This window comes from Microbispora sp. NPDC049125 (assembly GCF_040802045.1).
Classification (GTDB): Bacteria; Actinomycetota; Actinomycetes; order Streptosporangiales; family Streptosporangiaceae; genus Microbispora.
Genome location: NZ_JBEZDW010000030.1, coordinates 24101 through 45457, shown reverse-complemented (window position 1 = coordinate 45457; position 21357 = coordinate 24101). Strand labels below are relative to the sequence as shown.

At 71.4% G+C, this 21357-nt stretch carries 19 protein-coding genes; 7 read left to right on the top strand and 12 right to left on the bottom strand.

The annotated features are described in order from the left end of the window. Positions 1-15: 15 nt before the first annotated feature. From AB0B72_RS28925 to AB0B72_RS28910, 4 genes are read right to left on the bottom strand one after another with little or no spacing between them, the layout of a single operon-like run. Positions 16-618, bottom strand: a complete 603-nt coding sequence (locus tag AB0B72_RS28925) for a GAF domain-containing protein (protein WP_367742242.1) — start codon at positions 616-618, stop codon at positions 16-18. Beyond that, positions 608-1549, bottom strand: coding sequence for a S8 family serine peptidase (locus AB0B72_RS28920; protein ID WP_367742240.1), 942 nt, complete (start codon positions 1547-1549; stop codon positions 608-610). Before AB0B72_RS28920 ends, AB0B72_RS28925 begins: the two co-directional genes overlap by 11 nt. Beyond that, on the bottom strand, positions 1546-4614 hold the full coding sequence (locus AB0B72_RS28915) for an AAA family ATPase (RefSeq protein ID WP_367742239.1): 3069 nt from the start codon (positions 4612-4614) through the stop codon (positions 1546-1548). The genes AB0B72_RS28920 and AB0B72_RS28915 overlap by 4 nt, the downstream gene beginning before the upstream one ends. After that, positions 4611-4811, bottom strand: a complete 201-nt coding sequence (locus tag AB0B72_RS28910) for an aroma-sacti cluster domain-containing protein (protein WP_367742238.1) — start codon at positions 4809-4811, stop codon at positions 4611-4613. Before AB0B72_RS28910 ends, AB0B72_RS28915 begins: the two co-directional genes overlap by 4 nt. Positions 4812-5116: 305 nt before the next feature. Between AB0B72_RS28910 and AB0B72_RS28905 the strand changes: the two genes are divergently transcribed. From AB0B72_RS28905 to AB0B72_RS28890, 4 genes are all read left to right on the top strand, one after another. Then, positions 5117-5389 (top strand): StsA-related sactipeptide RiPP, encoded by a 273-nt coding sequence (locus tag AB0B72_RS28905; protein WP_367742237.1) that lies wholly within the window; start codon positions 5117-5119, stop codon positions 5387-5389. An 86-nt stretch (positions 5390-5475) separates the two neighbouring features. Next, positions 5476-6936 carry a StsB family radical SAM/SPASM domain sactipeptide maturase gene (stsB, locus tag AB0B72_RS28900; protein WP_367742236.1) on the top strand — a complete coding sequence of 487 codons (1461 nt, stop codon included), beginning with the start codon at positions 5476-5478 and terminating at the stop codon, positions 6934-6936. Positions 6937-6948: 12 nt separating this feature from the next. After that, on the top strand, positions 6949-7227 hold the full coding sequence (locus AB0B72_RS28895; RefSeq protein WP_367742235.1) for a PqqD family protein: 279 nt from the start codon (positions 6949-6951) through the stop codon (positions 7225-7227). Positions 7228-7273: 46 nt separating this feature from the next. After that, entirely contained in the window at positions 7274-8707 is a 1434-nt protein-coding gene (locus AB0B72_RS28890; RefSeq protein WP_367742234.1) for an NAD(P)/FAD-dependent oxidoreductase, read from the top strand. Here the strand turns inward: AB0B72_RS28890 and AB0B72_RS28885 are convergent. The 7 genes from AB0B72_RS28885 to AB0B72_RS28855 all read right to left on the bottom strand — a co-directional run bounded on the left by AB0B72_RS28885 (position 8664) and on the right by AB0B72_RS28855 (position 16123). Next, entirely contained in the window at positions 8664-9386 is a 723-nt protein-coding gene (locus tag AB0B72_RS28885) for a LuxR C-terminal-related transcriptional regulator (RefSeq protein WP_367742233.1), read from the bottom strand. The two genes, AB0B72_RS28890 and AB0B72_RS28885, sit on opposite strands and share 44 nt — an antisense overlap. Before the next feature lie 141 nt (positions 9387-9527). Beyond that, entirely contained in the window at positions 9528-10556 is a 1029-nt protein-coding gene (locus AB0B72_RS28880) for a methyltransferase (protein ID WP_367742232.1), read from the bottom strand. Beyond that, positions 10553-11809, bottom strand: coding sequence for a cytochrome P450 (locus AB0B72_RS28875; protein WP_367742231.1), 1257 nt, complete (start codon positions 11807-11809; stop codon positions 10553-10555). The genes AB0B72_RS28880 and AB0B72_RS28875 overlap by 4 nt, the downstream gene beginning before the upstream one ends. Before the next feature lie 44 nt (positions 11810-11853). Next, positions 11854-13170 carry a TfuA-like protein gene (locus AB0B72_RS28870; protein WP_367742230.1) on the bottom strand — a complete coding sequence of 439 codons (1317 nt, stop codon included), beginning with the start codon at positions 13168-13170 and terminating at the stop codon, positions 11854-11856. After that, positions 13170-14330 carry a YcaO-like family protein gene (locus tag AB0B72_RS28865; protein WP_367742229.1) on the bottom strand — a complete coding sequence of 387 codons (1161 nt, stop codon included), beginning with the start codon at positions 14328-14330 and terminating at the stop codon, positions 13170-13172. Before AB0B72_RS28865 ends, AB0B72_RS28870 begins: the two co-directional genes overlap by 1 nt. A gap of 36 nt (positions 14331-14366) precedes the next feature. Continuing rightward, on the bottom strand, positions 14367-15179 hold the full coding sequence (locus AB0B72_RS28860) for an ABC transporter permease (RefSeq protein WP_367742322.1): 813 nt from the start codon (positions 15177-15179) through the stop codon (positions 14367-14369). 2 nt (positions 15180-15181) lie between these two features. Continuing rightward, positions 15182-16123, bottom strand: coding sequence for an ATP-binding cassette domain-containing protein (locus tag AB0B72_RS28855; RefSeq protein ID WP_367742228.1), 942 nt, complete (start codon positions 16121-16123; stop codon positions 15182-15184). Between the two features lie 389 nt (positions 16124-16512). Between AB0B72_RS28855 and AB0B72_RS28850 the strand changes: the two genes are divergently transcribed. From AB0B72_RS28850 to AB0B72_RS28840, 3 genes are all read left to right on the top strand, one after another. Beyond that, positions 16513-18351 carry a BTAD domain-containing putative transcriptional regulator gene (locus tag AB0B72_RS28850; protein ID WP_367742226.1) on the top strand — a complete coding sequence of 613 codons (1839 nt, stop codon included), beginning with the start codon at positions 16513-16515 and terminating at the stop codon, positions 18349-18351. Positions 18352-18468: 117 nt separating this feature from the next. Beyond that, positions 18469-19539 carry an anthranilate phosphoribosyltransferase gene (gene trpD / locus AB0B72_RS28845; protein WP_367742225.1) on the top strand — a complete coding sequence of 357 codons (1071 nt, stop codon included), beginning with the start codon at positions 18469-18471 and terminating at the stop codon, positions 19537-19539. Between the two features lie 111 nt (positions 19540-19650). Then, the gene (locus AB0B72_RS28840; protein ID WP_367742224.1) at positions 19651-19899 is read left to right on the top strand and encodes a response regulator transcription factor; all 249 of its coding nucleotides are present in this window, start codon (positions 19651-19653) and stop codon (positions 19897-19899) included. Here AB0B72_RS28840 and AB0B72_RS28835 read toward each other — a convergent pair. Next, a complete protein-coding gene (locus tag AB0B72_RS28835) occupies positions 19896-21353 on the bottom strand; it encodes an aldehyde dehydrogenase (RefSeq protein WP_367742223.1) in 1458 nt (485 codons plus the stop codon). The two genes, AB0B72_RS28840 and AB0B72_RS28835, sit on opposite strands and share 4 nt — an antisense overlap. Between the last annotated feature and the right edge of the window lie 4 nt (positions 21354-21357).

Here is a 21357-nt window from a genome sequence, read left to right as displayed (position 1 = left end):
CGGCGGAGCGCCTCGTCACAGCGCGAGCAGGTCGTCGGCGAGGGCGAGCAGGCGTACGGCTGCCGCGTCCGGCGGCACGGCCCTCCCCTGCAGCCGCTCGCCGATCCGCCGCAGCAGCGCCTGCGGGTCGCGGTCCGGCTCCTGTCCATGGCTGCGCCGCACCCTGAGCATGAGCTCCAGGGCGCAGCCGGCCTGCGTGGCGAACAGCCCAAGGAGGTCCATGTCGTCCAGCTCGCTGCGCGAGGCCGTCCGATCCAGAACCTCCAGGACCCCCGCGCACTGCTCGAACCGGATGAGCGGCGCGGCCATGATGGTGCGCGGGACGTAACCGGTGGACTCCGCGGCGTCCTGCGCGAACATCGTCACGGCAGAGACGTCGTCCGCGACCATCGGCTGCCCGCTCGCCGCCACCCACCCGGCGATCCCGGTGCCCGCCGGGAAGCGGCTGCCGACGAGCTGCTCCTCCCCCTCGCCGGAGACGGCCTCGAAGACCAGGTCACCGGTGTCCGGGTCCACCAGGAAGATGGAGGAGGCGGCGGCGCCGAACATGTGGCGGGCCACCTCGACGATGGACTGCAGGAGCCTGCGTTCTGTGCCGTCGATGTCGTCAGGGGACATGGGCCTCTCCGTTGTGCGTCACGGTGCTGTGCGTCACGTTGTCGGGCGTCACGGTGTTGGGCGTCACGGTGTTGGGCGTCACGGTATTGTCCGCGGCCAGATAGAGGACCGTCTTCAGCTGGAACGGCGTGAGCCACGGATGCTTGCTCAGGATGAGTGCGCATATGCCGGTGATGTGCGGTGCCGCGAAGCTGTTGCCGGTGCTGCGGATCTGCCGGCCGCCCGGCCACGCGACCGGCACCTTGACCCCCCGCGCGTGGAACTCCGCGGGCGGCGCGGGGTTGTAGTAGTAGGTCATCGGGTCGGCCTCGTCGTGGCTGGCCACCGAGACGACCGAGGAGAACGTCCACGGGAAGCTGACGACGGGCATGTTGTGCGCCGCGGCGACCAGGAGGCAGCGCCGGAAGTACGCGCGGTCGGCGAGGTCCTGCAGGGATCCCCGGAAGTCGGACCTCGTGGTGGACAGGCTGAGGTTGACCAGGTCGAATCCCGCGTCGATGGCCCAGCCGAGCCCGGTCATGAGGGCGTCGCCGGTGCCGGTCTTCCCGTCGGTCAGCACACGCAGCGAGGTGAGCGCCGCCGCGGGGGCGATCGACCTGATCACCCCCGCGCAGGCCGTGCCGTGCCCGGCGGGATCGGCCGGTTCGCATTCGGCGACCGACAGCTCGCCCCCGTCCACGCTGACGACCTGGTACGACCGTTCGAGGCCGCCGATGCCGGGGTGACCGGCGTCCACGCCCGTGTCGACCACGCACACCCGCACACCGGCGCCGTCGGCGCCGCCCCACGCCCACTCCTTGCTCACCTCCGCCAGCGGGCTGACGTCGAAACGCTCCGGGGCCTGCCGGGAAGTGGCCAGCCCCCACGCGGGCACCCCGGGGAAGTGAGCCCGTCTCTCCCGCCGCCACGGCGGCGTGCTCGCCGGCGTCATGGACACGGCTCCTCCCCCATCCAGTCGCGAACCCTGCCTGCCGGCAGGCTCGCGCCCTTGCTCAGGTACGCGTCGAGCGCCCGCCTGGCGGCGCCGGCCGGGTCGCGTCCGGCGGCCCGGTGGACGCGGGCGATCTCGGCCAGGGTGTCTCCCCGAAGACAGGGGTCGTCGGTCGATTCGAGCAGCTCGGCCGCGCGTCCGGCGGCGCTCAGCGCCTCCGGGTGCGCGCCCTCGCGTGACGCGATCGCCGCCCTCGTCGCGGTGGCCGCCAGTCTGCCGCGGAACTGACGCGGCGCCGCTTCGCTCCGCGCCAGCTCCAGAGCCGCCTGCCGTACGTCTCCCTGCCTCAGCGTCTCGCGCGCCGCGTAGACCTCCAAGGTGGTGGCGGGCGCGCCGTATCCTGCGGCGCCGAGCGCGGCGGCGGCCCGCTTGAACAGGCCCTTCGCCGCCGCGTGGTTGCCGTCCATGGACTCCACCAGCCCCCGCACCTGGACGACCGCGATCGCCGACAGGCCGAGATACAGCTCGTCCGCGTAGCGGGCGGCCGTGTCAAGCGCCTCACGGGCGGCGTCGAGGCCGCCGGACAGGGCCAGGAGGCGGGCCCTGGTGGCGAGGACCGGCACCAGCAGAGCGCGGTCGCCGGCGAACCTGGCCAGCAGGTCGGCGCAGAGCACCAGCCCCTCCCGCACCGGAGTGGGCGACCACTGCACCAGCTCGCACAGCGCGCTCAGCAGGCGATCCTCTTCGTACCTGTCCCCCATCGCCCTGGCCCGATCGAGCCCGCCGCGCAGCGCCCGGTCGGCGTCGCCGAAACGGCCCTCCTCGATGTGGCACCAGGCCTCGAGCTGGTGGAACCGGCACCAGCTGAGCTCGTCGCGGGGGTCGGGCGCCAGCCGCTCGCGAAGGCCCCCGAGGTCCGGCTCGCGGCTGCCCGAGCGGAGTGCGAGGACCTCCCGCTGTATCGCGCAGGTGAGCAGATTACGCGGGTCCTGCGGCAGCATCTCCTCCGCGCGGTCCAGCGCCGCCACCGCCCGGGTGACGTCTCCCCGTGCCAGCTCCGCGTCGCTGATGCGGACGGCCAGCCAGCGGTGCTCGTCCCTGCCGGGGGGAAGCATCTCCCTGCCCCGCTCCAGCAGCGCGATCGCCGCGGGCAGGTCCTTGCGGTGCAGCGCCTCACCGCCGTCCCACATGAGCGAGTCCGCCGCGCGGTCCGTCAGCTCGCGCAGGAGCGGATCGCCCGGGCGCACCTCCCGGATGAGCCGGCAGGCCGCCAGCAGGTGCCGGCTGACGTCTCCCGAGGACGACCCCGGGAACGGGGCGTCGTCCGAGGCCCCCGCGGCCCGCTCGCCGTACCAGTCGGCGAGCCTCCGGTGCCAGTCGGCCCGCAGCTCCTTGCTCGTCAGCGCGTAGACGGTCTCCCGGGTGAGGGTCTGGGTGAACTCGAACGCCCCCGGGAGCGCGCCACGCCTGATCAGGCGGTCGCGCTGGAGCCGCCTCAGCGGCGCCGCCGTCGCCGTCTTGGTCGTCTTCGCCGTCGCCGTCGCCGGTGTCTCCGTGGAGAGGAGGGCCTCCACCTGATCCGCCGTGAAGGCCTGCCCGATGGTCGCGGCCCTTTCGAGCACCTCGCGCTCCGTTTCGCCCAGCCGGTCCAGCCGGGCCCCGAGCAGCGCCTGGATGGTGGGCGGGAGGGAGGCGGCCCCCTCGGCGAGGGTCTCCAGCATCAGCTCGGCGAAGAGCGGGTTGCCGTCCGAGCCGGAGATCACCCTCCGGTACATGGTGTCGTCGCCGTGGGCGACGACGTCGGCCCGTCCGGCGCAGAGCTCGGCGACGAGCCGCGCCATGTGCTGCCGGTTCAACGGGCCCAGCTCCCACGACATGGCGCAGGCCATCCCCCCTCCCCAGGAGGGGCGGATCTCGTAGAGCTCGGGCCGGGCGACGCAGACGAGCAGCACGGGCACGTCGGCGAGCCACGCCGCGCAGTCCTCGACCAGGTCGAGCAGGGTCGGCTCGGCCCACTGGAGGTTGTCCAGGACGACGACCAGCGGCTGACGCTGGGCGAGGAACTCGAAGAACGACCGCACGGCCTGCGCGATCTCCGCGATGCCGGGAGTCTCCCCGTCGTCCGCGGCCCCCGAGCCCGCCAGCCCGCGCAACGCCCGCTCGGTCTCCGGGCCCACGGCCTCCGCGATGGCGGGCCAGTCGCCGTTGAGCGCCTCGAGCATCTCCGCGACGGGCCGGTAGGTGGCGCCGACGCCGTAGGACGGGCACCGGCCGGTGAGGACGGTCACGTCGGCGGGCAGGTTGTGCACGAACTCCCTGACCAGCCGGGACTTGCCGATGCCGGGGACGCCGAGCAGGGTCGCCATGCCGCACTGCCGGTCGCGTACGGCGCGGTCGTAGAGCTGCGTCAGCTGGCGCAGCTCGTCGGCACGGCCGATCAGGGGGATCGCGCCGGTCTCCGTCTCTCCACGATCGGGCTCCCCGCGATCCGGCTTGACGGCGACGAGCCGCCACGCGCGCACTGGATCCTTCTTGCCCTTCAGCGTGAGCGGGGGGACCTCGGCGAGCACCGCGCGGTGCCGCACCAGACGGGCGACGCCGCCGCCCAGGAGGATCTCGCCGCCTCCCGCCGCGGACTGCAGGCGGCTCGCGGTGTTGACCGCGTCACCGATCACGCGCACGTCCGAGCCCGGCGCGCCGACGACCATCACCTCGCCGAAGGCGATGCCGCAGTGGGCGTCCAGCCGGACTCCGTGGGTCGGGGCCAGCTCGGCGCTCAGCCTGTGCACGGCCGACATCGCCGCGTGCGCGGCGAGGACCGCCCGGAGCGCGTCGTCCTCCCGGCTGACGGGAACACCGAACACGGCCATGACCGCGTCACCGATGTACTTCTCCACCACGCCGCCGTGCTGGAAGATCTCCGCCCTGCAGGCGGCGTAGTAGCGATCCAGGATGTGCAGGAGCAGCTCGGGGTCGAGGCGCTCGGCGAGCTCCGTCGACCCGACGATGTCGATGAAGAGGACCACGATGTGACGGCGGGCGGGTCGCGAGCCCCTGCCGGTCATACGATCTTGAGCTCCTGTGCTTCCACTTCGCCCGCGGCGTCGTCCAGCCGCTTCTTGATCGAGTTCAGCAACGCGACCTCGGTCTCCGACAGATCGGCGAAGACCTGCCGCTGCCTCTCGTCGAGCAGGTCGATGGGATGCCCGGCCGCACGTAGCCCGGCCAGTGCGTCGAACGCGCCCGATCCGGTTCTGCTCATCGGCTGTTCCTTTCATCGGCGACCGGCTCGCCGGTCACTTCCGAGGAGACGGGGGCACGTCGGGAAACGGACGTCCTGCCGCGGCCGTGAATCGGCCGCCGGACGAATCCTTGAGGTACGGACATCTGCCTGCGCGATAAGCCTTAAACGGCCCATCGATGACCGCAAGAGACCCAGGCACCCACATTCGTGTGGTTATCGCGCTCCCGGCATTGGTAAGCCCACGTTTGTGGGGTTGTGTCACCTGTTCATCACCGGCTCATACTCAACCTGCAACGCATCTCACCAGATAGAGAGGTGAAGGCATGGCCTTCGATCCGAGGGAAACTCTGCGTGAAGCCGGAGTCCTGAGCAGCTCCACCGCCCCGGAAGTCGAGGAGGCGTTCGCCACCTTGACCCGTGAGGAGACCGACCTGCTCGTCTCCCTCAAGTCCCGGCTTCCCGCCGTACTGCCTGAGGTGATGGCGCACTCCGGGGAGTGGGCCACTCCCGAGGTCGAGGCGCACGAACTCGAGGCCGCGGCTTCGTGCATGTGCGGCGCCTGGTCCGGATCCGGGTCCGGGAAAGAGGCGAACTAGTCCGAACGGCTCGCAGGTGCGGCCCCGGCCGCCGGCCGCCGGGAGCTCGGGGCCGCATCTGCCGCTGAGAGCGTGAAGGGAAACGGATGCCTGGGAAGCTGGCCGGAAACCGCGCGTTGTTCGACGTGCCGGAGGACCTCACCTACTTCGTGCACGACGACGACTACCTGGTCGTCAATCCACAGGTGGGCGGCAGGTGCGTCCTCAGTTCGCGTGAGTTCGGCGTCCTGGAAGCCCTGGCCCGCCCCCCGGCGAATGGGGAGCCCGCGCCGCTCGAACAGAGCGATGAGACCGAGCGGGCACTCGCCAAACTCATCCTCAGCTGGATCGTCTATTACAACGGGAAACGTCCGGCGGTCAAGATAAAGGAACCGCCGCTACACCAGGTGTACTATGCGATCACCGACGGCTGCAATCTGCGTTGCCCTTACTGCTACGCCTCGTCCGAGAAATGCCTGCCAGGTGAGCTGAACACCGCCGAATCGCTTGATCTGGTCTCGCAGATCGCCGACTTCGGGGCCGGGCTGCTGATTTTCACCGGTGGCGAGCCGATGCTGAGAAAAGACCTGTTCCAAATAGTGGAGCATGCCAGGCGCAGTGGCCTGAAATGCAACATCGTCACCAACGCGACGATGATCAGGAAGCCCGCGGTGGCGCAGCGGTTCGCCGAGCTGTTCAACTCCGTCACGGTGAGCGTCGACGGCGGCACGGCCGAGACGCACGACCGCACCCGGGGCGCCGGCTCCTTCGCCAAGACCCACCGCGCCCTGCAGCTGCTCAACGAGGCCGGCGTGGTGCCGCAGATCAACCACATCGTGACGTCGGAAAACATCGAGGAGCTGGAGGATTTCGCGACGTTCATCGAAGGACTCGACGTCCACAGCATCCGCCTGATGTACCACAACAAGCTGGGCCGCGGGGTGACCGACGAGTACGACTTCGGCTGGGAGGACCACATGCGGATCCAGGAGATCGCCTGGACGTCCCCGGCCGCCGGCAAGCTGAGCCCGGACGGGCCCAAGCCGATGACGCCGTGCTCGGTGCGCGCCAACTGCGGGATGGGCGGCAACGAGATCTACATCAACTCGCTGGGCGACGTCTATCCGTGCAAGCTCGTCACCGGACGGCCCCACTACGCGGGCAACGTACGGCGGCAGTCGCTGGCGGAGACCTTCGCCAGCCCGGTCCTGCGTGAGATGCGCAACAGCTCGGTGTTCGGCGGCGACTTCCACGCCGACTGCGCGAAGTGCTACATCAAGGCGTCCTGCGGCGGAGGATGCCGCGCCGCCCACATGTCGGAGTCCGGCGACCTGCGGCGCAACAGCCGCCACCAGTGCAGGATCCTGCGGCACGGCATCGCGACGCAGCTGTGGCTGGAGGCCGGAGTGAGCCCCGCCGAGCTCGCCATGAAGAACGACGAGATGACGACGCCTCGCATGGTCCGGGACGGCGGCATCCATCCCGTCTTCGACGACTGGAAGACCTACGTTCCCCCCTCGCCCGACGCCCTCAGGGTCGGCGAGTTGCTTCCCATAACGCCGGTATAGCGGAGGTGGAGTGTGTCACTGCGGATCAACGACGCCGTGATATGGCAGGAGACCGCGGAGGGCGTCTCGCTGTACCACACGGAGACCGGGGACTTCCGTACCTTGAACGCGACGGGCTCCAGGATCTGGATGCTCGTCGCGAGCGACGGGGAACGCGAGCCGATCGTCGCGAAGCTGTCGCGTGAGTTCGCCGGGAGCAACGCCGCGGTGAGCAGGCGCATCCAGGCGGACGTGCGGACGTTCATCGGCACCATGATCGAAAGCGACCTGATCGAAGAGCATCCGGCATGAGCCGGCCGCGGTCCCCTGGACGCCCGGTCCACCCGGCCGGCCGTCCATGACCAGGGCGGTCGTCCTGGGCGGGGGCTTCGCGGGGGTGCTGGCCGCCGCCGTGCTCGCCAAGCACGTGGACGACGTCGTCCTGATCGAGGGCGATCGCTACCCGTCCGGCCCCGGCCCCCGGCGGGGGCTGCCGCAGTCGCACCACAACCACACGCTCGTGACGGGCGGCGCGAGGGCGCTGCAGGCGCTGCTTCCCGGAATCCTGGAGGCGCTCTACGCGCGAGGCGCGCATCGGCGGGGCCTGCCCGCGGACGCGCTGATCCTCGCCTCGGAGGGGTGGTTCCGGCGCCTCGACACCGGTGCCTACCTCGTCGCGTGCAGCAGGGGACTCCTGGACCAGGTGGTGAGGCGGCGGGCGCTCGGCGGCGGCGCCGTCTCGGTGTGGGAGGGCGCCCGGGCGCTGGGGCTGACGGGGGACGCGACCCGGGTCACCGGAGTCCTGGCCGCGCGCGAGGACGGCCCGGCGGAGACGATCCGGGCGGATCTGGTCGTCGACGCGACGGGACGCAGGTCGAAGGCGCCCCGATGGCTGGCCGGGATCGGAGCGCCGGAGGTCGAGGAGACGACCGTCGCCTCAGGGCTGGCCTACGCCACGCGGATCTACCGGGCGCCTCAGGACCTCGCCGCCGGGATTCCGGCGATCATGCTTCATCCGCGTCCGGCGAAGGGGGAGCCGGGTCAAGGGGCGACACTGTTCCCGATCGAGGACGGCCGCTGGGTCGTCACGCTGACCGGCACCCGGGGCGGGGAGCCTCCGGTCGACGAGCGGGGCTTCACGTGCTTCGCGCGCTCCCTGCGCGACCCCATCGTGGCGGACCTCATGGCGGCGGCCACGCCCGTCGGCGGCATCCGGCCGTATCGGGACACGTCGAACAGGAGGCGGTTCTTCGAACGGGCGCGCCTGCCCGAGGGCTTCCTCGCGATCGGTGACGCGGTCGTCGCGGTCAATCCCGTCCACTCCCACGGGATGTCGGTCGCCGCGCTGGGCGCGCTACGGCTGGACGAGGAGCTGACGCGGCGCGGGTTCGAGCCGTCCGCCACCCCGGAGCTGCAGGCCGCCATGGCGGCGGAGGCGGACCGGTCATGGCGGATGGCGATCCAGCAGGACGGCGGGCATGCCCGCCCTGAGGCGGGCCCGCGGCGGGAGGCGACCGCGATGGAGCGCCTGATCCAGACGCGGCTGGCCCGGGCGGCGCTGAGCAGCCCGGAGATCGCGGCCGAGCTGTTCCGCGCCCAGACGCTGGTCTCCTCCGATGCCGGGAAGGACAGATCGGCGCTGTTCCTGGCGATGTCGGGGAAGCCCGATCCCCTGCTCACAGCGGAGGAGGCGGTCGGGCAGCACCCGGAGCTGCACAGGTGGCGGCTTTCCAGGTCGCTCCCGCCGGTCAGGCCTCCCCGTGTGCCCGCGGGCGGTGAGATCCACCCGTGATGTAGCCGGATTCGTACGCGATGCCGACCGCGTGCGCCCGGTTCGCGGCCTGCAGCTTGGTGAGGATGCGGGCCAGGTGGGAACGGACCGTCCCGGTGCCGATGCCGAGCTTCTCACCGATGCCGGCGTTCGACAGGCCGGTCGCGACCAGAGCCAGCACCTCGGCCTCGCGCCGGGTGAGCGCGGCGAGCTGATGGTCGACGGCGGGGATCACGGCGGCTATGCGATCGCGGAGCCGCGTGATCATCGAACTGGAGATGAACGTGTGCCCCGCGGCGACCAGCCGTATCGCGGGCACGATCTCCTCGAACAGCGACTCCCGGTGGACGAAGCCGCCGACCCCCTCGCGCAGGGCGCGTCCCAGCAGCTCCTCGTCCAGCGCCTCCGAGACCAGCAGCACCTGCGTCCTGTTCCTCGTCAGCGCCGCGACGAAGGGGGCGAACTCGGCCCCCGCCGCCTCTCGCAGCGCCGCGTTCACCACCGCCACCCTCGGCCGATGCCGGACGGCCAGATCGCCCAGCCGCTGCGTGGCTCCGGCCTCCCCCACCACGTAGACGCCGTTGCCCATGTGCAGCACGCCCCTGAGCTTGGCGCGCGTCACCCGGTCCGGCTCGCCGACGACGACTCGCAGGGCGGGCGTCAGCTCACCCGTAGAGCACAATTCGCCCCGTTGTGTCACCTGTGCATCCGAATTGAGCAGGTTTGCGCCACCGGCACACTATGCGCGTCCGCCCGCCGGACCACCAGAGCACACGCCTTACTCAAGCCACCCGGTCACATGGCGAGGTACTTATTCGCCCGCCACGTATCGGCGCCGCGTTCAGACCGGATCGGCGACGAGGATCCGGATGGGCGAGCCCGCCAGCGGCGGCGTGACGTCGGCCAGGCCGAACCCGCCGGCCGCGAGCAGCCTCCGGAACTCGTCCCTGCCGCGTTCCCTGCCGCCGGTGTAGACGAGCATGGCGATGTCGCTCATGACGACTCCGGCCGCCTCCGCCGTGCCGAGCCTGGAGGGCAGGACCGGTTCCAGCACCAGCAGACGACCGTGGGCCGCGATCGATTCGCGGCATCTGCGCAAGAGGGCGGCGCACCGCTGGTCGTCCCAGTCATGCAGGACGCCCTTCACCAGCATCAGGTCGGCGGCCGGCACCCTCTCGAAGAAGTCGCCGCGTTCGATCGAACAGCGATCCGACACCCCTGCCCGCCGGAGCACCTCGGAGGCGCCCGCCACTCCCTCGGCGGTGTCGAACAGGATTCCGCGGACGCCCGGCGCGGCCGCCAGTATCGCGGCCAGCAGCGCGCCGTTCCCGCCGCCGATGTCGGCCACGGTGCGGGCGCCGGTGAAGTCGTACGCCTTGGGGACCTCGGGTGCGATCCACCCGGTGCCCTCGCGCATCGCCGTGTTGAAGATCCCGGACAGCTCCGGATGGCAGGCGAGGTGGTCGAAGAGCGGCCGGCCGTGCACGTGGTCGAACGCCGCCTCGCCGGTCCGCGCTCCGTGGGTCAGCGCCCCCCACGCCTGCCACGTCGCGGGGTCGCCGAGCAGCAGCACGCTGGAGCGCATCGACCGTGGATGGCCCGCGAGAAGCGGCTCGCCCAGCGCGGCCAGCGCGACGTGCCCGGGCGACGCCTCCTCGGCCACGCCCAGCACGACCAGTGCCCGCAGCAGCCGGCTCAGCCCCCCGGGGTCGCACCCGAGCGAATGCGCCAGCTTCTCGACCGGCATCGCGCCTGCGGCCAGGGCGTCCGGCACCCCCAGGCGGACGGCGGCGTACAGGATCTGTGAGCCGGCGAAGCCGAACGCCATCCGGGACAGGTCCGCGTACCGGCTTGTCGAATGATCGGTCATGTACGGGAACCTCTCGACGTCGCCGGGGTGCACGGCCCCACCAGCAGAGGCAGGCTGCGTACACCGTGCAGGAACAGGTCCGGCGTCCACCGCAGGTCCGCCGGATCGACCGCCAGGGCCATGCCGGGAAAGCGGCGCACCAGCGCGCCGATGGCGGCCCTGGCCTGCAGCCGTGCCAGCGCCGCGCCGAGACAGAAGTGGATGCCGTGGCCGAAGCCCAGGTGCCGGTTCGGGCTGCGGCCGATGTCGAAGACGTCCGGCATGGGGAACACCGCCGGGTCGCGGTTGGCCGCCAGCAGCACGGGCACGACGATGTCGCCCCTGGGGATCACCGACCCCCCGATCTCCACATCGGTCATCGCGTACAGCATCCGGGAGTGCCCGACCGGGCCGTTGTACCGCAGCGCCTCCTCGACCATCGAGCCGATCATCTGCGGCCGCGCGCGCAGCCGCTCCAGCTCGCCGGGGTGGCGGAGCAGCTCCAGCACTCCGTTGCCGATGAGGTTGACCGTCGTCTCGTCTCCCGCGAGCAGCAGCTGGAACACGCTGGATATCAGCTCGGCGTGGCTGATCGCCTCGCCGGTCTCCTCCGCCTGGACGAGCCGCGACAGCAGGTCCTTCCCCGGGCGGGCCCGCCGCTCATCGATCTTCTCCTCGACGTACGCGACGAACTCCATCCCGGCGCGGCGCACCCGGACCGCGTCCCGGCTGCGCAGCATGTCGTCGCTCCACCGGCGGAGCCGGGCCCGGTCACCGGCCGGGAAGCCGACCAGCTCGGCGACGATCAGGATAGGGAGCGGCAGCGCCAGTGCCTCGATCAGGTCGGCCTCGCCTCCGGCGGCCGCCATGTCGTCGACCAGCTCGCCGGCGACCTGGTCGATGCGCCGCTCGAGCGCCGCCACCGCCTTGACGCCGAACGCGGGCGCCATCAGCAGCCGCAGCCGGGTGTGGTCGGGGGGGTCGAGGTTGAACATGTTCCGCCTCACCATCGCCAGCGGGTCGCGGTCCCAGCGGCGGTGGAGCGCGGCGAGCTCGACGGGCAGCCGGTCGAGTTGCCGTCCGATGTCCGGGTCGAGAAGCGCCCGGTGCACGTCCGCGTACCGGGTCAGGTACCAGAACGCGCGGCCGGTCCCCGGGTCCACGTGGCGGTGGACCGGCGCCCGCTCGCGCATCCGGTGGAAGAGCGGATGCGGGTCGCGGCGATGCCGCGGGTCGGTGGGGTCGAACGACTGGCTGAGCGTGGTCGCGCTCATCACCACCTCCTCATGAGAGCCCTGCCGGCCGGCCGCACACGATCTCAGGGCCTCCGGGAAGCGCGGGAGTTCTCGACGTCCAGTGCGAAGAACCTCGTGACGGCGCCGCCCAGATCCTCCGTGCCGAAGAACCCCCGCCTGGCCATCTCGACCTCCGCCGAGGCTCCCCGCCAATGGCGCAGGAAGAGCCTTCCGCGTATCTCCGGCGGAGGGACGATCACCCGGCCGCGGGCCCGTTCCGCGGCCTCGCCGGCGCGCGCGACGATGTCCGACCACTCGTGCCAGTGGCTCGACTCCCTGATCCGCTCGATTACGGCCGGCCTCCAGTCGGCCGACTGCCACACCGGCCACACCCTGACCATGACCGTTCTGAGCTGCCCGGCGACGGACGACGTGGCCCGCTCCGTCTCGGTGAGCCACGACGCGAGGGCGGGCGGCAGGGCGGACCGGTGGCCGGCCCCGAGCCTGGCGCACACGTACGCGTCCAGCCCCAGGCCCTGCGCGGAGGCGAACTCCTCAAGCAGGCCGGTCAGGACCTCCTCGTGCAACCGGGGATAGTCGTCTCCGAAGAGCCGGCCCGCGTCCAGGACGTCGAGATCCGACATCCACCTGCCCGGGGCGTACTCGCGGGCCGACCGCCATCTCAGCGCCTCGTAGTGGGTGATCCCCGTCAGGGCCACGTCGGCCGCCCACGCCTTGGACGCCTCGGCCCGGCGGCCGCCGACGGCCCTGAGCGCCGACATCGCGTCGAGCCGCTTCAGGTCCCACTCCCCGGTCCCGATCATCCGCTTGAGCGTTCCCAGAGCGTCGCGGTCGTCCTCGCCGAGCTCCCCTTCCAGCTCGTCCCACGTCCGGTGGGTGAAGGGCCTGGCCTTCGCCGCCTCGACGATCCGCTCACCGGCCGCCGCCGGGACGAGATCCGTCTTCGCCCCCTCCCGGCAGCCGTAGCGGATGTTGACCATCGCCACCGTGCTCGCGGGGTATCCCCTGTCGGCGGGCCCGTGCAGCACCGCCACCTCGTCGTCCCCGTCGACCTCGCCGGTCGCGTACATGCGGAAGACCGACCCGACCCCGCTCATGCCGTACGGGCTCAGCTCCGCCGCGCGCAGCGCGCCCATGCTCGCCGCGCCGATGACGTTCACGCCCTCGTCGAGCAGCCAGAGGATCTCCTTGTGGCCCACGGACAGCCGCTCGCGGTAGTAGCCGTCGATGATGACGGCGGTGTCGCCCCGGCTCCACCTCTCCCTGAGGAGATCGCCGCGGGCCGCCGGCGGCCGCACCTTCGCCTCCGGGACCACGCCGAGGACCTCGCCGGGGGAGATCGTCGGCCCGGCGTAGACGACCGTCTTCTGGGAGCTCACTAGAACACCTCCGCGCGGACGCGGCTTCCCGGCGCCACCACTCTGACGACCGGGACCGCGATGTCGTCCCGGGTCAGATCGACGACGAGAGGCGCGTGGGAGAACGCGACCGCGGCCCGCTTGACCACGTCCTCCAGGTCGTCGGCCAGGCTCTCGTGAGCCGGCTGCCGCTGGATCGTCTCGCCGGTCCCCGTCGCCGGCACGGTCGGCCGCTTCGCGTCCGCGTCCTTGTGGACGTCCGGCCGCAGGTCGTCCCTGGCGCCCGAGATGTAGGCCAGCCTGGACTGGGCGGCCTCGGTGATGGCGCGGGTGAGCGCTATCTCGGCGCTGAGATGGCAGCCGTAGCCCATGAACGGCGGAGGGTAGTCGTCGCACGTGATCCGGGCCAGGAAGCACGGCAGCTCCGTGGGCGACCTCAGGGACCTGACCTCCAGACGGACGCGGGCCCGCTCCATCAGCTCGCACAGCTCGCCGACGACCGGCGATCCCGACGTCCCCGGGTCGACACGTACGCCCCGGTCGCCGGTAGTGATCGCCGCTGTCACGGCATCCCTCTCGATCACCTCGTACAACGCGTGCAAGACGCCCTCCACCAGCGTGTTGCCGCTGGCCAGGCCGTTCGTCGACTCGAAGAAGACCGGCGGGTTCCAGCCCGTCCTCCGTATGAGCGAGAACGCCACCGTGTCCTTGGGGACGAGCGTCTCCGAGCCGTCGGCCAGCGACCTGGCGGCGACCCAGTCCAGCGGCAGCCCGTCATGCAGCACGGTCGGCGTGGACAGGGGGATGTCGCGTATGTCGTAGCCGAGATGCCCGGCGACTTCGCGAGGAGGCGCCGTCGTGGCCGGCGACATCGGCTGCTCCGCGTGCCAGAGCTCGACGGACTCCATCGTCGCCGACAGCTTCGCCAGCTCGGATGTGATTCCCTTGCCCTGGGACACGGCCAGGGTCCTGGACGTCGGCCTGATCGCCTGGAACGTCGGGATTCCGATGGTGTCGAGCCTGGTGATGTCGGCGACCCTGGTGATCCCGACCTTCCGAGCCGCACGGCCGGCCATCTCCAGCGTGGCCGCCGGGTCGTGGGCCCGGTCCGTGCCCGGCAGCCGGACCTTGGACCGGTCGGATTTCGAGAGGAGCCACGAGAGGCAGTTGTCAGTCCGCATCGTCCCTTGCCCTTGTACGGGTGCCCTTGTACGGGATCAGATGTTGCGAGCGCGCTTGAACAGGCCGCGTCCGCCCACGGTGTAGCCGACGGCCGCCATGACGACGAGCACGAGCATGCTCCCCCACGCGTCGGCGAACCCGAAGATCGCGGCGTCGCGCATCCCGTTGATCGCGTACGTCAGCGGGTTGATCTTCGACACCCACTGCAGGACCGTGGGCATGCTCCCGACGGTGTAGAGCGACGGGGCGCTGAAGACGAGAACGGGCATCGACACGTTCGACAGCACCATGAAGGCCTGGTAGTCGGTGATCGTGATCGCCAGCGCGAGGTAGAGCCCGTTGAAGGCGAGGGCGGCCAGCGCGAGCGCCGTCAGCAGGCCGAGCCAGCCTTCCAGGTCGAACGGCAGGTCGAAGATGAGCACCGCCGCGATGAGGCCGAGAAGGCTCTGCCCCAGCACCAGCGACACTCCGGCGATCATCTTGCCGAGCAGGAACCGCGACCTGCGCAGCGGGTAGGACCACAGCTGCGTGGCGACCCCGCTCAGCTCCTCCTGGAACAGCGCCATGCCGGACGTCCCCGCGGCGCTGACGACCGACATCGCCAGCGTCATGGGGAGGAGGAAGACCGCGAACGGCACCTGGACGCCCTTGTAGTCGACGACCCTGACGAGGTTGCTGAGCGAGGTGTTCACCAGCAGCAGGTACACCACCATCGGCGTCAGGCCGAGGATCAGGTACACCCGGTTGCGGGCGAGCAGCGCGTACTCGCGGTAGAGCACCGCGGACAGGTCGGCCGCCTTCGGGGTCCCGGTGGGAGGAGCGGTGGCGAACCGCAGCTTGTCGGCCATCGTCACCCCTGCTTCTCGGTCATCCGGAGGAACACCTGCTCCAGCGAGTCCGCCGCGGTCGAGAATCCGGTGATCTCGACTCCGTGGTCCTGGCAGTGCCGCGACAGCTCGGGCAGCACCTCCCGTGCCTTCGCGCCGTGGATGCGCACCTCGGAGTCCGTGGCCGTGGCCGTCAGCCCGGCCGCGTCCGCCCAGGCCGCCACGGCGCGGCTCGCCCCGGCATCCTCGACGGTCACCAGCATGTGGGTGCTGCCGAACTCCTCGACGAGCTCGCGCGGCTTGGCGAAACGCAGCACACGCCCATGGTCGATGACCAGCACGCGCTGGCTGTTGCGTTCGAGCTCGTCGATGTGGTGGCTGGTCCACAGGATGGTCACCGCGTGCTCCTCGCGCAGCCAGGTCACGAAGCGCTCGACCTGGCGCCGCCCCGCCACGTCCAGCCCCGCGGAGGGCTCGTCGAGGATGAGCAGCCGCGGGATGGTGAGCAGCGCCCGCACCAGCTGCAGCCGCTGCCGCTGGCCGCCCGACATCTGGAAGCACAATCGCTGCATGGCGTCGGCCAGGCCGAGGATCTCCGCCACCTCGAACGCCCACGGCTGGACGTCGCGCCATCTCAGGCCGCGGAAGCGGGCGGCGATCCGCAGGTTGTCGAGCGCCGGCAGCATCATGTCGAACGGGCCGCTCTGGTGCATCGCCCCGATACCGCTCTTGGCCTCGACCGGCTGGCGCACCGGGTCCGCGTCGAAGACCCGGATCCGGCCGGAGGTGGGGGTGGTGACTCCGCAGATCATCTTGATCAGAGTCGTCTTCCCGGCGCCGTTGGGGCCCAGCAGCCCGATGGTCTCCCCCCGCGCGATCTCGAACGAGACGTCGTCCACGGCCGGCCTGTCGCTACGCCGGTAGCGTTTGGTCAGCCCCTCGGCCGTCACCACGTCGCCCGACACGGCACCACCCCTCACTCAGGCTTCCGCTGCGTCCGTCCCCCCGCTTCGCAGGTCGAGTATCGCTCTGGGATACGGAGGTGACACAACCCCACGAACGTGGGCTACCGATACCGCTCGTACGGGGATTCGGGGCGCGATCCATCTGCCGAACGACAGAGAGGCGATTGTGCGGCCCCGCCGGTCCGCTGACCATCGGCGCATGGACGAGTTCACCATCAGCGGCCGGCGCGACCGGCTGATCGACGCCCCCATGCCCCTGACGAGCGGTGCGCGCGTGGATCGAAGCTGAGCCGCCGCCCTCGATGCTCAAGTCCCGTTGAGAGGCCCGAGGCGGTGGGAACCGAGTGAACTCCAAGCAGCGACCCGGAAGTGCTCCTTACACCCTGCGAATGCCGGCCGGCCGGCCCGGCGTGACATGGCACCTCCCGGAGGAGGTGGACCCCTCGGCCACCCTGCCCTGCGTGGTCCTCGCGGACCGCGCCGGGCTCGGCGAGTTCGCCGTGCTCCAGCGGGGGCTGCGGACACTCGGCGTGCCGAGCCTGCGGATCAACGCCGGATCGATCGCCGACCTGCGGGTCGTCAGGCGGCACGAGGACGGCACGCTGACGGTCGACGGGCGCCGCGTCCTGCCCACCGTCACCTGGGTGCGGCACTTCTCGCCGCGGGCCATCCCCGGGGGGAACGGCTCGGCGCTGTCGCTGTTCCGGGCCGACTCGTGGTGCGCGCTGGTCGACCAGGTGTCGGCGCTGTCCGCCGTACGGCTGCCCGGCGGCGCCGATCCGGGGCGGCTCGTCCAGCTGGACGGCGCCGCGCGGGCGGGGATCCGCACCCCACGGACGATCGTCACGACCGACCCGGGGGCGGCGAGCGCCGCCCTGGGGTGTGACCGGATCATCGTCAAGGCACTCAACCGGCACTTCGTCGAGACCGAGCCGGGCACCATGGAGGGAATCTTCCCGGAGATCGTGGACGCCGCCGCCGCCGCGAGCCTGGCCGTACGAGACGTGCCGATGATCGTCCAGGAGTACGTCGACCACTGGGCGGAGCTTCGCGTCTACTTCGTGGACGGCGAGATCCGGGCGTTCCGCGTCGGCAAGCACACGCCGGAGGCGATCTGGCGCGACGCGGCCTCGGTCACGGTCTCCCCGATGGCGGCCCCCGAGTGCGTGGCCGTGGCGGCGCACAGGCTCGCCGGGCTCTGGGGCCTGCGCTACGGCGCCTTCGACTTCCTGCTGACCGGGGACGGACCGGTCTTCCTGGAGGTCAACCCCGACGGCGACTGGCGGTGGTTCGAATCGAAGGCCGGAGTCGACGACGTGTCCATCGCCGCGCTTTCCATGGTGCGAGGGCTTCACCGCCAGGCGGCCCAGGAGGGGGCGTCCACGATCGACCTGGCCGGGTTCCTCGTGCTGGGCACCGACGGGACGGGACAGGCGCAGGACAGGACGCCGAGCATGGACGCCCGCGTGCTGGGAGCGCTGGAGATCCGGGTGGACGGCACGCCCGTGGGGATCAGCGCGAGGAAGGCCCGGCTCCTGGCCGCCATCCTGCTCTCCAGCCCCAACCAGGTGGTCCCGACGGACCAGCTGATCGATTCCCTGTGGGGCGAACGGCCACCTCCCACGGCGCGCAAGAACCTCCAGGTCTACGTCTCGGCGTTGCGCAGGAAGATCGGTGATCGGATCAGCTACCAGGGCTGGGGATACCGTCTCGACGCCGGGCCGGACGAGCTCGACCTCCTCAGGTTCCGGCATCTGGCCGCCGCCGGCCGCGACATGCGGCGCAGGGGCGAGGCCGACGCGGCGCTGACCTTGCTCGGCGACGCCATCCGCCTGTGGCGCGGCCGGCCGCTCCCGGAGTTCTCCGGCGTCCCTCTGATCGATGAGGCGGTGGGGAGGATCACCGAGCTGTTCCTCACCATCAACGAGGACTGGGCCGAGCTCGAGATCGACAGGGACGGGCACGTGGAGGTCCTCAACGGGCTCGACGACCTGGTGCCCTTCTTCCCGGCGCGCGAGCGGCTCGTGGCGGCCAGGATGACCGCTCTCGCCGGTTGCGGGCGCGCCCCCGAGGCGCTCTCGCAGTTCGAGACCGTACGCCGGCACCTCGCGGCCGAACTCGGCATCGACCCCAGCCCCGTGCTCAGGAAACTGTACGAGGAGATCCTGCAGGGCAGGCGGTTCCGTCAGCCGGACGCGGGCATCGCGTCCTCGCCCCGGTCACGCTGATCCCCCGGCCGGGTGCGAGTTCCGGCGTCGGCGGTCGTCTCGGGCCCGTGGAGCCGGCGCCGGTCGCTAGGCTCGGGGACACCACCCGGCCCGTCGCGACGCATCGAGAGGACTCCAGTGACCGAGCCCGCCCGCTCCTGGCCGCACCTGCTCGCAGCGCTCCTGCGCGGGCATGACCTCGACGCGGGCGACACCCGATGGGCCATGCGGCAGGTCATGGACGACGCGGCCGGGCCCGCCCAGCTCGCCGGGTTCCTGGTCGCCCTGCGCGCCAAGGGTGAGAGCGTCGCGGAGCTCCGCGGAATGCTCGACGCCCTCATGGAACGGGTCGTCCCCCTCCCCGTCGACGGCGCGGACGTCGTCGACATCGTCGGCACCGGAGGCGACGGCGCCCACACCGTGAACGTGAGCACCATGGCGGCGATCGTCGCCGCCGCCGCCGGCGCCCCCGTCGTCAAGCACGGCGGGCGATCGGCGTCCAGCAAGGCCGGTTCCGCCGACGTCCTCGAAGCCCTGGGCCTGCCACTCGACCTCGCACCCGGCGACATCGCCCGTTGCCTGCGCGAAGCCGGCATCTGCTTCACCTTCGCCCCGCTTTTCCACAACGGGCTGCGTCACGCCGGACCGGTGCGCAAGGCGCTCGGCGTCCCCACCGCGATCAACTACCTGGCGCCGCTGACCAATCCCGCCAGTCCCGGCACAGCCCTTGTCGGCTGCTCCAACTCCGCCCTGGCCCCGGTCCTGGCGAGTGTGCTCGCCGAACGGGGCACCCGCGCCCTGGTCGTCTGCGGGCAGGACGGCCTCGACGAGATCACCACCGCCGCGCCCACGGACGTCTGGATGGCCGCCGGCGGCGGCGTAAGGCGGGAGACGCTGGACGCCGCCGCGTTCGGACTCGCGCGCAGCGCGCCGGACGCGCTCCGCGGCGGTGACGCCGCCTGCAACGCGTCGGTCGTCCACCGGGTCCTGGCCGGCGAGCCGGGCGCCGCCCGTGACGCCGTCCTCGCCAACGCGGCCGGGGCACTCGCCGTCCACCGCGGTCTCGGCGGAGGCCTCCATGACGCCTTCGCGGCCGGTCTGGAGGAGGCGCGCCATGCCGTCGACGGCGGCGCCGCCACGGCCACCCTTGAGAACTGGCTGAAGCTCGCGTCGTCCCTGGCCGGCCGCGGGCAGGGCCCCCGCCCGTAACCGGCCGCATGGTCACGCCATACCGGTGCTTAAGCGCGCCCTTCTAGGGTGGCCACAGAGGCGCTCCCGCCAGGGGTACCCCAAGTCAAGCGATCCGACCTGGGACTTCTTATGGATCTTTTCTCCGATGGCCTGATAACCGATCGCGACACCTGGTTGATCGTCATGCTGGCCAGGGGGTACACGACAACGAGAATCGCCCGGGAGATGCACCTCAGCAGACACACCGTGGCGGAGCGGATAAGCAAGCTCCTCGACCGGTTCGCCTGCAGCAACCGCAGCCAGCTCGTGGCGTATTCCTACGCGCACAGGCTCCTGCACGTCGGTATCTGGCCTCCCAGCGCCTCCGACGCCGGCTAGTAGGGCAGCTTGATCGACTTGGGCTCGAAGTACTCCTCGATGCCCTCAGGACCGCCCTCACGGCCGATGCCGCTCGCCTTCGAACCGCCGAACGGAACGTTGACGTCGGAGGTGTAGGTGTTGACGCCGTAGCTGCCGACTCGGACAGACCGCGCCACCTCCAGGCCGCGGTCGACGTCCGCGGTCCACACCGACCCCGCCAGGCCGAACTCGCTGTCGTCGGCGATGGCGACGGCCTCGGCCTCGTCGCGGTAGCGGATGACGGCCAGCACCGGGCCGAATATCTCCTCGCGCGCGATCCGCATGTCGTTGGTGACACCCGTGAAGATCGTCGGCTCGACGTACCAGCCGGCCGGGAGACCGGCCGGGCGGCCACCGCCGAGCACCGTCGTGGCGCCGTGGTCCCGGCCCAGGGCGATGTAGCCTTCGACGCGGTCCCTCTGACGCGAGCTGGCCAGCGGACCGACATCCGTGGCCGGGTCGGCGGGATCTCCCACCTTCATCGATCCGACCGCCCCGGCCAGGGCGTCGACGACCTCGTCGTGGCGGCGCTCGGAGACCAGGATGCGTGTCTGCGCCGCGCAGATCTGGCCGCTGTTGGCCAGGCACGCGGGCAACAGGCCCTCGACCGTCGAAGACAGGTCGGCGTCGTCGAGGACGATGGCAGCCGACTTGCCGCCCAGCTCCAGGCCCACTCGCTTGAGCCGCTCCCCGCACAACGCGGCGACGCGACGCCCCGCCGCCGACGATCCGGTGAAGCTGACGCGGTCGACGCCCGGGTGCGTGACGAGGTGCTCTCCCGCCTCCCGGCCGGCGGTGACGACGTTCAGCACTCCGTCCGGCAGACCGGCGCTCTGGATGATCTCGGCCAGGCGCAGCAGGCCGAGCGAGGCTTCCGGGGCGGGCTTGAGCACCACGGAGCAGCCCGCTATCAGGGCGGGGAGCACCTTGTTCAACGCGAGGTAGATGGGACCATTCCACGGGACGATCGCGCCTACGACGCCCGCCGGCTCGCGCCGCACGATGGTGGTCCCGAGGGGGCCGACCCGGCGCTCCTCCAGGTCGAGCTCCCCGGCCATCGCCGCGTAGTAGTCCAGCTGCATCTGGGGCAGCGCACCGTTGATCATCATCGACTGACTGATCGGGCAGCCCATCTCCAGCGTCGTGATCTCGGCGATCGCCGCGCTGTGCTCCTTGAAGGCCTCCGCGAGCGCCGTGAAGAAAGGCGCGCGTTCCGCCGGGGCCGACCGCCGCCAGTGTCCCTGCTCGAAGCTGGTCCGCGCCGCGGCGACGGCGCGGTCCACGTCCTCGGCCGAGGCATCCGGGATGACACCGATCGGCTGCTCGGTGTGGGGGTTGACCACCGGCACGGTGGCGTCCGTCTCCGCGGCGACCCAGCGCCCTCCGATGAAGAGCCGATCGTAAGTGGTCGGACATGCCGTGGATCCATTCACGCCT

Bases quoted from the DNA above. Each gene is read 5' to 3' on its own strand.
- AB0B72_RS28925 (WP_367742242.1), bottom strand. From the start codon at position 618: ATGTCCCCTGACGACATCGACGGCACAGAACGCAGGCTCCTGCAGTCC.
- AB0B72_RS28920 (WP_367742240.1), bottom strand. From the start codon at position 1,549: ATGACGCCGGCGAGCACGCCGCCGTGGCGGCGGGAGAGACGGGCTCAC.
- AB0B72_RS28915 (WP_367742239.1), bottom strand. From the start codon at position 4,614: ATGACCGGCAGGGGCTCGCGACCCGCCCGCCGTCACATCGTGGTCCTC.
- AB0B72_RS28910 (WP_367742238.1), bottom strand. From the start codon at position 4,811: ATGAGCAGAACCGGATCGGGCGCGTTCGACGCACTGGCCGGGCTACGT.
- AB0B72_RS28905 (WP_367742237.1), top strand. From the start codon at position 5,117: ATGGCCTTCGATCCGAGGGAAACTCTGCGTGAAGCCGGAGTCCTGAGC.
- stsB (WP_367742236.1), top strand. From the start codon at position 5,476: ATGCCTGGGAAGCTGGCCGGAAACCGCGCGTTGTTCGACGTGCCGGAG.
- AB0B72_RS28890 (WP_367742234.1), top strand. From the start codon at position 7,274: ATGACCAGGGCGGTCGTCCTGGGCGGGGGCTTCGCGGGGGTGCTGGCC.
- AB0B72_RS28880 (WP_367742232.1), bottom strand. From the start codon at position 10,556: ATGACCGATCATTCGACAAGCCGGTACGCGGACCTGTCCCGGATGGCG.
- AB0B72_RS28875 (WP_367742231.1), bottom strand. From the start codon at position 11,809: ATGAGCGCGACCACGCTCAGCCAGTCGTTCGACCCCACCGACCCGCGG.
- AB0B72_RS28865 (WP_367742229.1), bottom strand. From the start codon at position 14,330: ATGCGGACTGACAACTGCCTCTCGTGGCTCCTCTCGAAATCCGACCGG.
- AB0B72_RS28860 (WP_367742322.1), bottom strand. From the start codon at position 15,179: ATGGCCGACAAGCTGCGGTTCGCCACCGCTCCTCCCACCGGGACCCCG.
- AB0B72_RS28850 (WP_367742226.1), top strand. From the start codon at position 16,513: ATGCCGGCCGGCCGGCCCGGCGTGACATGGCACCTCCCGGAGGAGGTG.
- AB0B72_RS28840 (WP_367742224.1), top strand. From the start codon at position 19,651: ATGGATCTTTTCTCCGATGGCCTGATAACCGATCGCGACACCTGGTTG.